This window comes from Streptomyces sp., from assembly GCF_035563135.1.
GTDB lineage: Bacteria > Actinomycetota > Actinomycetes > Streptomycetales > Streptomycetaceae > Streptomyces.
On the sequence record NZ_DATMVN010000573.1, the window covers coordinates 1 to 9,659 of the forward strand.

General features: G+C 72.4%; 11 protein-coding genes. 3 read left to right on the forward strand and 8 right to left on the reverse strand.

The features are described from left to right. Nucleotides 1-13 precede the first annotated feature (13 nt). Complete coding sequence (locus VN520_RS25585) at nucleotides 14-1,345, reverse strand: aminotransferase class I/II-fold pyridoxal phosphate-dependent enzyme (RefSeq protein ID WP_325749297.1); 1,332 nt, start codon at nucleotides 1,343-1,345, stop codon at nucleotides 14-16. Nucleotides 1,346-1,379: 34 nt separating this feature from the next. Between VN520_RS25585 and VN520_RS25590 the strand changes: the two genes are divergently transcribed. Continuing rightward, the gene (locus tag VN520_RS25590; protein ID WP_325749298.1) at nucleotides 1,380-2,075 is read left to right on the forward strand and encodes a pyridoxamine 5'-phosphate oxidase family protein; all 696 of its coding nucleotides are present in this window, start codon (nucleotides 1,380-1,382) and stop codon (nucleotides 2,073-2,075) included. Between the two features lie 35 nt (nucleotides 2,076-2,110). Here VN520_RS25590 and VN520_RS25595 read toward each other — a convergent pair whose 3' ends face one another. From VN520_RS25595 to VN520_RS25610, 4 genes are all read right to left on the reverse strand, one after another. Further along, nucleotides 2,111-3,064 (reverse strand): DMT family transporter, encoded by a 954-nt coding sequence (locus VN520_RS25595; RefSeq protein ID WP_325749299.1) that lies wholly within the window; start codon nucleotides 3,062-3,064, stop codon nucleotides 2,111-2,113. 158 nt (nucleotides 3,065-3,222) lie between these two features. Then, nucleotides 3,223-4,257, reverse strand: coding sequence for an EamA family transporter (locus tag VN520_RS25600; protein WP_325749300.1), 1,035 nt, complete (start codon nucleotides 4,255-4,257; stop codon nucleotides 3,223-3,225). A gap of 67 nt (nucleotides 4,258-4,324) precedes the next feature. Beyond that, on the reverse strand, nucleotides 4,325-4,867 hold the full coding sequence (locus VN520_RS25605; protein WP_325749301.1) for a peptidase: 543 nt from the start codon (nucleotides 4,865-4,867) through the stop codon (nucleotides 4,325-4,327). Between the two features lie 219 nt (nucleotides 4,868-5,086). After that, nucleotides 5,087-5,683 carry a PadR family transcriptional regulator gene (locus tag VN520_RS25610; RefSeq protein ID WP_325749302.1) on the reverse strand — a complete coding sequence of 199 codons (597 nt, stop codon included), beginning with the start codon at nucleotides 5,681-5,683 and terminating at the stop codon, nucleotides 5,087-5,089. Nucleotides 5,684-5,867: 184 nt separating this feature from the next. On the opposite strand from VN520_RS25610, the gene VN520_RS25615 reads away from it, so the two are divergent. Together VN520_RS25615 and VN520_RS25620 are read left to right on the forward strand one after the other, a co-directional pair. Beyond that, nucleotides 5,868-6,527 (forward strand): class I SAM-dependent methyltransferase, encoded by a 660-nt coding sequence (locus tag VN520_RS25615; protein WP_325749303.1) that lies wholly within the window; start codon nucleotides 5,868-5,870, stop codon nucleotides 6,525-6,527. A gap of 116 nt (nucleotides 6,528-6,643) precedes the next feature. Then, nucleotides 6,644-7,465, forward strand: coding sequence for a PhzF family phenazine biosynthesis protein (locus VN520_RS25620; protein WP_325749304.1), 822 nt, complete (start codon nucleotides 6,644-6,646; stop codon nucleotides 7,463-7,465). A gap of 138 nt (nucleotides 7,466-7,603) precedes the next feature. On the opposite strand, the gene VN520_RS25625 is transcribed toward VN520_RS25620, so the two are convergent. The 3 genes from VN520_RS25625 to VN520_RS25635 form a co-directional block, all read right to left on the reverse strand. After that, complete coding sequence (locus VN520_RS25625) at nucleotides 7,604-8,320, reverse strand: dienelactone hydrolase family protein (RefSeq protein ID WP_325749305.1); 717 nt, start codon at nucleotides 8,318-8,320, stop codon at nucleotides 7,604-7,606. A gap of 150 nt (nucleotides 8,321-8,470) precedes the next feature. Then, nucleotides 8,471-8,815 (reverse strand): transposase, encoded by a 345-nt coding sequence (locus VN520_RS25630; protein WP_414719952.1) that lies wholly within the window; start codon nucleotides 8,813-8,815, stop codon nucleotides 8,471-8,473. A gap of 96 nt (nucleotides 8,816-8,911) precedes the next feature. Beyond that, a partial coding sequence (locus VN520_RS25635; RefSeq protein WP_325749306.1) for a type II CAAX endopeptidase family protein occupies nucleotides 8,912-9,659 on the reverse strand: 748 nt, incomplete at its 5' end.

Here is a 9,659-nt window from a genome sequence, read left to right on the forward strand (position 1 = left end):
GGCAGCCGGCAGCTCAGCCGTGGCCGGCCGGGCGGGCGGGCGCTGCCGCCGCGGCCACCGCGTCCGCCAGGGGCCCGATGTCGGCAGCGGACAGCGACGAGACGGTCAGCCGGATCCCCTGCGGCGAGGTGATCCGGAACCGTGCCCCCGGAGCCACCACCCAGCCGGAGTGGAGCATCCTCGCCACCGCCCCGGTCTCGTCGCTCACGGGCACCCACACGTTCATCCCGGTCCGCCCGTACGCCGTGATCCCCCGCTCACCCAGCGCCCGCACGAGCGCGTCCCGGCGCTCCCCGTAGGAGCGGGCGACGGCCGGCGTGTCGACGGCCCCGGTCGCCCACAGGTGAGTCACGGCCCGCTGCAGGAGCGCGCTGACCCAACCGGGTCCGAGCCTCTGCCGGCCGGTCACCCGGTCCACGGTCAGCCCGTCCCCGGTGAGTACGGCGACCCGCAGATCGGGGCCGTACGCCTTGGAGACCGACCGCACGAAGGCCCAGTGTTCCGTGACCCCCGCGAGGGAGTGCACCGGCAGGTCGACGATGGCGTGGCCGTGGTCGTCCTCGATCAGGAGCACGTCGGGGTGGGCCGCAAGGACGGACCGCAGCTCAGCGGCCCTTCCCGCTCCCGTAGTCGCACCGGTCGGGTTCTGCGCCCGGTCCGTGACCACCAGCGCCCTCGCCCCCGCCCGCAGCGCTCGCTCCACCTCCCCGGGCAGCGGGCCCTCCTCGTCCAGCGCCACCGGCACGATCCGCATACCGAGCGCCGGAACAAGATCGAGCAGGGCGCCCCACCCCGGATCCTCGACCGCCACGGTGTCGCCGGGCTTGAGGTGTGCGGTCAGCACACGCTCGATGGCGTCGAGGGACCCGGAAACGGCCACCACCGGCCCGGCAGGCACACCGTCGGCGTCCAGGCCCGCCCGCGCGAGCTCCGCGAACCGAGGGACCACCGCCGCGTCCCCGTAGAGGCCGGGCCCCCGGCCGTACTCCTGTGCGGCCACCGCCAGCGCTTCCCCGAGGGCCGGCAGCAGCGCCGGGTCGGGATTGCCGTCCCCCAGGTCACGCACACCGGGAGGCGCCTCCACCCTGAGCGAACCACGCGCCGTACTCGCGGGCCGGGGCCGCACCCGGCTCCCCCGCCGCCCCGCCGTCTCGATCACCCCGCGATCGCGGAGGGTTCGGTAGGCGGCGGCCACCGTGTTCGGATTGACGCCGAGCAGGGATGCCAGCTCCCGCAAGGGCGGCAGTACATGCCCGGGTGCGAGATCACCCGAGGCGACACCACGCTCCACGCTCGCGGCAATGTCGGATGCGCGCCGCCCACTGATCCGATACTCTCCTAGCACAAAAAACAGTATGCACTAGTGCAATGGAGTACGCATGCCGGACACCGCCACGCCCGACCGCACCGGCCCTTCCGGGACCCCCGCCTACGCGCCGACGGAGCGCACGGTTCCGAGCCGTGCCAGGCAGCGCGCCTCGTACGACCACGAAACGGTCCACTCGATACTCGACGCGGCCTACCTCTGTCACCTGGGCTTCGTCCGCGACGGCGCACCCGTCGTCCTCCCGACCCTCTTCGGCCGGGTCGGTGAGCGGCTGTACGTGCACGGCTCGACCGGTTCGCGCCCGCTGCGCGCGACGGGTGCGGCGGATCCGGGCCTCGCCGTCTGCCTGACCGTGACGCATGTGGACGCTCTGGTGCTGGCGCGTTCCGCCTTCCACCACTCGATGAACTACCGCTCCGTGGTGGTGCACGGCATCGCCCGGACCGTGACGGACCCGGAGGAGCGGCGCGTGGCGCTCGACGCCATCGTCGACCAGGTCGTGCCGGGGAGGTCGAAGGACTCGCGCCCGGCGGACGCGAAGGAACTCGCCGCCACCGCGGTGATCCGCCTCGACCTCGACGAGGTCTCCGCCAAGATCCGTACCGGCGGCCCGAACGACGACCCGGAGGACCTGTCGCTGCCGCACTGGGCGGGTGTCGTGCCGCTGACCCACGGATACGCGACGCCGGAGCCGTCCGGCGACCTGGACCCCGCGGTCCAGGTGCCGGACTACCTCACCGCGCTCTGATCCGGCGGCTGCCGTCCGCCCCGCGCCCCGGCGGGTCAGGCCGCTGCCGCGGCCCGGTGACGGGCGGCGGCGCCGCGCGTCTCGGCGAAGGCAAGCCCGGCCACAGCGGTGAGCAGGAGCAGCGTGCCCGTGGCCGTGGCCGCGGTGAGCCGCTCCCGCAGCACCGTCACCGCGATGACCGCGGCGCTCACCGGTTCGAGCAGCATGATCACGGACACCGTCGCCGGACGGACCGCCGCAGCACCTGCGAAGTAGAGCGCATAGGCGAGAGCGGTCGGCACCGCCGCCACGTAGACGAACAGCCACAGCACGTGGCCCGGCTCGGCCGTGTGCGGCACCAGGCCTTCGACGGCGGCCAGGGGCAGCAGTCCCACGGCACCGATGCCGAACGCCCAGGCACTGGTGGCGAGGGAGTCACCCGCCGTACCGTCCCGGCCGAGCCACCGGGTCAGCAGGGTGATGACCGCGTACCCCGCGGCGGACAGCACGGCCCACAGCAGCCCCACGGGGCGCACCTGGGCGGGCTCGCAGCCGAGCACCAGCACGGCGAGGCCGGTGAGCGCGCCCACCACGGCGGCGAGCCCGCCCCTGCCGAGCCGCTCCCCCAGGGTCAGCCGCGCACCGACCACGATGAGGACGGGTCCCGCACCCAGCGTGACCGCGGTTGCGACGGCGAGCCCGGTGGACTCGACCGCCGCGAAGTACGCGCTCTGGAACACGGTGAGGCCGATGCCGGTCCCCAGGATGCGCAGCAGCCTCCGGCCGCGCGGCCCGGCAGGGGTGAGCGGCCGGCGGGGACGCAGCATGAGCGCCCCGGCCAGCAGGACGAGGCCGCCGGCGCAGCGCCAGAAGGACAGGGCGAGAGGCCCGAGATCGCTGATCCGGTAGAGCAGGGATGCGGCGGCGCCCGCCGTACCCCAGGCGATACCGGCGATGACGAGGCAGAGCAGGCTCCGCCCGACGGGCAGGCCGGAAACAGGATGGGACACGCGAATCTCCAGAAGAAGGGGGGGTGGTGGTCGCTCAGCTCCGCGCGCGGGCAGCGACGAACCGCTCGGGGCGTACCCGAGCCCGGTCTTCGTCCGGAGAGGCCGCCCCGCGTTAAGCGGCGGGCGGCGGAAGTACGGTGTGCGGCATGACCGGCACCCTATGAGGAGGCCGGTGGCCGGGACAAGTCGATTCCGGCCGCGACCCGTTCGTCTGCTCCCGTCGTCCCTGCGGCCGGCGTACCCGGCCCCGATGCCACCGCCCCTGACGGCGGCTCGGGTGCGGACGACTGCGCGATGAAGGCGCCGATCAGCACCACGCCGCCGCCCACGAGCTGGGGCGCGGAGAGGTGCTCACCCAGCAGCACCCAGGCGAGCACGGTCGCGATGACCGCTTCCAGGCAGGCGACGACGCCCGCGACCTGCGGCGAGAGCAGCCGTACCGACACCACACCGGTGACGTAGGCCAGCACGGTCGCGAGCAGCACGATCCAGCCGAGCAGCAGCCACGCGGGAACGCCGCGCCCGCCCATGTCCGCGCTCCCGCCGAGAACCTCCCAGTCCATGGACCAGGGCCGGGTCACCACCGTGAGCACGGCCGCGCCGGCCAGCAGCCCGTACGCGATCACACCTACGGGGTGCGGAGGCTGCGCGTCCGCCGTCTCCCCGCGCCCGGCGCCCTGGTCCGACAGGACGAAGTAGCCCACCTGACAGCACGCCGCACCGAGAGCCAGCAGCAGCCCGATCGCGTCGAAGCTCAGACCGGCCCATACCTCGACGACACAGGCGAGGCCGCCGACTGCCAGCACCACACCGGCGGCGGCCGCGCGGGTGACGGGCCGTCGCTGGACGAACCGCACCCAGCCGAGGACGAGTGCGGGCGCCAGATACTCGACGAGGAGGGCGACACCGACCGGGATGCGCGAGATCGAGGCGAAGTAGAAGGCCTGCACCCCGGCCACGGCGAACAGCCCGAAACCGGCCAGCAGAACGGGCCGCTCCCGCACCAGTTCACGGTGCCGCCAGGCGACCGGCAGCATGACCAGGGCGGCGCCGGCCACCCGCAGCCACACCACGTGCAGCGGGTCGAGCCCCGCCTCGATCAGCGGCTTGGCCGCAACTCCTGAACCACCGAATGCGAAGGCCGAGACAAGGGCCAGGCCCAGGCCGGCACTTCTCCCCTGAGACGCGTGCATCGGCACATCATGGCAGCAGCGGTCAGCAGCGTCACTCCTGTCACACCTGTCCGCCGGGTGTTCATGATCACCCCTGTGGGCCTCTCCCGGCCGCCCTGTCCGCGGCACGGGCACCGAGCCACTCGACCGCCACCCCCGCCCGCTCCAGCACCTCGACCGCGCGGCATCGTGGATCCGCGACCAGCGCCGCCAGCAGATCGAGCCCGTCGGCGTGGAGTTCCCCGCGCAGAAGCGCACTCCGGCCGGCACGGGCCAGCGCCGCTGCCGCCGAAGGCGACCACCCCTCGCCCCCGGGCTCCCGTACGGCCGGGAACGCGCCCGAATCCTCCTGGGTCCCCTGCCAGCGCAGGCCGTACCCGATGCTGCGCTGCACGAGATATCCGAGCACCCTGGCCAGCCGGGGCCCGCCGTCGAAGGCCTCCCGCACCTCGGGATCGGATTCGACGAGGGAATGCAGGAGATGAGCGGTATCGGCATGGCGGTCGCCGTCGCGCACCGCCCGCCTGCGCGCACCGTTCACCACACCGGTCATCGCCGCGCTCAGCCCGGCACCGGCCCACGGGTGGTTCGGTGGGGCCTGTTCGGGGATCCATGACGTCCGCAATTGCACCTCTCCACCCCATCAGTCCCGGGGAGCGAAAACATCCCCGGCGCGGCCCATCCGCCATCCCGCAGAAGGCGGGGACCGGCGAGGGGTTCCTCATCCTTACGGATGAGCTCGCATCATTCCCGGCGGTACTGCGCGTACGGCCGGCAGCACTGCGCGCACGGCGGACAGAAGAAGGACCCCGCGACCGGGGCCCTTCTCCACTTGCGCGTGCCGCACGGCTCAGTGCTCGTCGGCAAGGATCAGGTACAGCTTCTTACGCGCGTCGTTGATCACGGTGAGCGCCTTCTGCCGCTGGTCGGCCGACCCGGTCCTCCAGACCTGGCCGAACGCCTCCATCAGGCCGAAGCCGGCCTGCCGGATCTCGTTGACGCCCTCCCAGTCGACACCGCGCCCCGCCTCTTCCCAGGGGGCATCGGGCCCGGACTCGGCCTCACCGCGGCCCAGGTCGGTGAGGGTGAACAGCTTCTTCCCGCCCTCGCTGGCGCTGATGATCAGCCCCTCGTCCTCCAGCAGCTGGAGGGTGGGGTACACCGAACCGGGGCTGGGCTTCCAGGCCCCTCCGCTCCGCTCACCGATCTCCTGGATCATCTCGTAACCGTGCATCGGACGGTCCTTGAGCAGCGCGAGGATCGACGCACGCACGTCGCCGCGCCTGGCCCTCCCCCGGCCGCCTCCCCGCCCTCGTCCGCCACCGAAAGGTCCGCCGCCGAAAGGCGGGCCGAACGGGCCGAACGCGGCACGTCCGCCTTCGAAGTCCCCCCGGCCCGCGCCTCGGTACCCGGGGCCGAATCCATGATCGATTCCATGTGGACGCATGACTGCGCTCCACTCCTCATCGCCGCGCGACTCTTCTTCGAACTGTCGCGATGCTTCAACGATATATCGGAAACTATCGGCCGACAAGACGCCCACCGCCGGGAGGTTCTCCTGACACACCGAATCCCGGAGCCGGCCGGACCGCCCGGCGGGCCGTGGGCCCGCCCCCCCTAAGCTCGCCCGCATGACAGAGCCCTCCTGTCTCGCAGCGGTCCGGGAGTCCTACGACACCGTCGCCGCCGCCTACGCGGACCTCGTCAGACCCCCTGCGGAGCTGGACCCGTTGTCACGCGCCCTGCTGGCCGCGTTCGCCGGGCTCGTACGGTCGGACGGGCTCGGACCGGTCGCGGACCTGGGGTGCGGGCCCGGCAAGGTCACGGCGCACCTGGCGGACCTGGGGCTGTCCGCTTTCGGCATCGACCTGTCTCCGAAGATGATCGCGCTGGCCCGGCAGACCCATCCGGATCCGGCCTTCGCCGTGGGCTCGATGACCGCGCTGCCACTGCGGGACGACGGGCTCGGCGGCATCCTGGCCTACTACTCGACCCATCACACCCCGCCCGGGGTGCTGCCCGTCGTGTACGCCGAGTTCCGGCGCACCCTCGCACCCGGCGGCCACCTGATGATGGCCGGCCACGTGGGGGACGACGAGCTCCTGCGCCCTGCACAGGCGTACGGAGGCCACCCGGTGTCCTACACATCCCACCTGGTGCCGCCGGACCGCATCGTCACCCTTCTGCGTCAGGCCGGATTCGTGGTCACGGCCCATCTGCTGGAGGCGCCCGCCGAAGGCGCGAAGAGGTCGGTCGCCACCTTTCCGGCCCGCAAGCCCGAAGGGCTGTGAGCGTCCACGCGCATCCCCTCCCCACCCCGCGCCGCGCGTACGCGCCGGGCACGCCGGGCCGCACATCCGCAATTGGCCTTGGACCGCACGGAACGGTCCTGCCTACGGTCGGTTCCATGAAGATCCGCATCGTCGACGCGTTCACCGACCGTCCTTTCGCCGGCAACCCCGCCGGAGTCGTGCTCCTGGACTCCGGCGCCTTCCCCGAGGCGGACCGCCTCCAGCTCGTCGCCTCCGAGGTCAACCTCTCGGAGACCGCCTTCGCCCACCCGCTGCCGCCGGGCGGTGAGGCCGACTGGGCACTGCGCTGGTTCACCCCGGCAACCGAGGTCGGGCTCTGCGGACACGCGACACTCGCCACCGCCCATGTCCTTCACACCACCGGAGCGGTGAGCGGCACGGTGCGTTACGCCACTCGCTCCGGCATCCTGCGCACCACCGCCCACGACGACGGCTCCCTGACCCTTGACTTCCCGACAGCGCCGCTGACGCCGGTGCCCGCCCCGCCCGGTCTGGCGGACGCGCTCGGAGCCTCGCCCCTCTCGCTCCACGACACGGGGGAGCACATCGGCGACCTCCTGGTGGAGCTGGCCGACGAAGCGGCCGTCCGTGCCCTGCGTCCCGACTTCCACGCACTCAGCGCCTGCTCCCGGCGGGGTGTCATCGCCACGGCGCCGGCCGAGGACCCCACGAGCGGGTACGACTTCGTCTCGCGCGGCTTCTTTCCCGCGGTCGGCATCGACGAGGACCCGGTGACGGGCAGCGCCCACACCGCCCTGGCGCCCTTCTGGTCGGCCAGGTTCGGCCGCGACGACCTCGTCGGACTCCAGGCCTCCGCCCGCTCGGGCCTGGTCCGTACGTCGCTGCGCGGCGAACGGACGCTGCTGACCGGCCGCGCCGTCACGGTGATCGACGGGGAGCTGCTCGCCGGGCTCTGAGCACGACGGGGCTGCCCGCCCCGCTCACGGACGCTGTCGGTTTGTTCCACCCCGCTGGATCTCATGGAGGTTCAGCCCAGATTCGCGTCAAGGGGGCAATGAGCAGATCTTGATTCCGCTTTACGCGTGGTTCCTCCGTCACGACAGGCACTCGGCGAGCAGGTCGACGACGTCGCGCCAGGCTCGCTGCGCGTGCTGTGGGTGGTAGCCGACGCCGGGACGCACGGTGTGGTCGACCGACGGGTGATGGAAGGCGTGCAAGGCGCCGCCGTAGACCGTGAGGCGCCAGTCGACGCCCGCGGCCTGCATCTCTGCGGTGAACGCGTTCCGTTGCGCGGGCGGCATGATCGGATCTTCCGATCCGACCCCGGCCCACACCGGGCAGCGGATGCGCGCCGCCTCACCCGGCCGGCCCGTGGTCAGCGCGTTGACTGTCCCGATCGCGCACAGGCTGACGCCGTCGCGCCCGAGTTCCAGCCCGACGGCACCCCCGGTGCCGTAGCCGATGGCGGCGATCCGGTCGGGGTCGGTCCGCGGTTCGGCGCGCAACTCGTCGAGTGCCGCGTGGCCGATGCCCCGCATCCGGTCGGGGTCGGCGAGCAGCGGCATGCAACGGGCCAGCATCTCCTCGGGGTCCCCCAGATAGCGCCCGCCGTGAAGGTCGAAGGCCAGCGCTACGTATCCCAGCTCGGCGAGAGCATCGGCCCGGCGGCGCTCGACGTCGCTGAGCCCCGTGCCCTCCGGCCCGAGCAGCACTGCGGGCCGGCGGCCGACACCGGCCGGGAGCGCGAGGTGCCCGATCATCGTCAAACCGTCGGCCAGGTACTCGACCGTACGCGTCGTCATCGTCGTCATGAGACTGGACTGTAGTGATCGTCGAGCCCGGTCCGGCCGGTGTTCTGCCGCCGGCAGAGCAGCGTAGGTCTCCCATGGAGTACGGGACCCGGCGCTCAAGGCTTCAAGATCATCCCGTTGCCCCTTTGGCGCGTATCGCGGCCACATCCCTCATCCACCGGGGCGGAGTGCGGCGAAGGGTGAAATGCGGGCCCCTCGACCAGCCGGCTCCCGCGAAAGGGCGTACTTCCAGTCCAGACGCGAGCGGACCGCGTGCGCGGCCTGCCGGTCGGTCAGCCCCTCGGCGAACCGCAACACCGGCACCGACGCGAGCCGGGCCGGAGACACCGCCGGCCGCCCCCCGGCCGGGAAGAGTTCCTCGAAATCGGCATCCGAGAACACCGGCCCGGGCACATCCCGCATCCGCATCACCAGGCAGCCCTTCGGGAACACCGCACGTGCCAGCCCAGCGGTCTCCTCCGGGATCTCTCCCGGATCCACCTCACGCAACGACACGGAACCCACCCCTCAGCACGACGACGGCCCGCACCACCCCGACGGGGTCGTACAGGCCGTCGTCACGCCCACACCCGTTTCACCGACAGCGTCCGCTCACGGGGTGGGCAGCCAGCCCACCTTTCCCGCGAGCAGCGCGTATCCGACGAACGCCCCGATGTCGAGCAGGGCGTGCGCGACGACCAGCGGCCCGACCCGTCCCCAGCGCCTGTACAGCAGGACGAACACGACGCCCATGACCATGTTGCCGATGAATCCGCCGATCCCCTGGTACAGGTGGTAGGAGCCGCGCAGCACGGAGCTCGCCACCAGAGCGGCCATCGGCGTCCATCCCAACTGCCCCAGCCGTCGCAGCAGATAGCCGACGACGATGACTTCCTCCACGAGGGAGTTCTGCACCGCGGAGAGGACCAGTACGGGAAACTTCCACCACACGTCCGGCAGTGACTCCGGGACCACCGTCAGGTTGAACCCCGCGGCCCGCGCCACCAGGTAGAAGGCGAGGCCCGCGCTGCCGATGCCCGCCGCGATCAGGGTGCCCCGGCCCAGATCCGGCCAGGGCCTGGTGCGGTCGAGACCGAGGGTCCGCAGACCGGCCCTCTCGCGGAGGAGCAGGTGAGCCACCAGCGCGACCGGCACCAGAGCCGTGGCGACACCGAACAACTGCCAGGCCAGGTCGAGCCACGGCCGCCCGGGCGCGTAGGAGCCGTTCAGTGTCGCCGCCTGGTCCTTGAGACCTCCCGGTTTCGTCAGCGATCCGATGAAGCTGATCAGGGCGGACACCCCGCTGGCCCCCAGTGAGAGAGCCAGCACGAGCAGCGTCTCCGACCGCAGGACCCGCCGT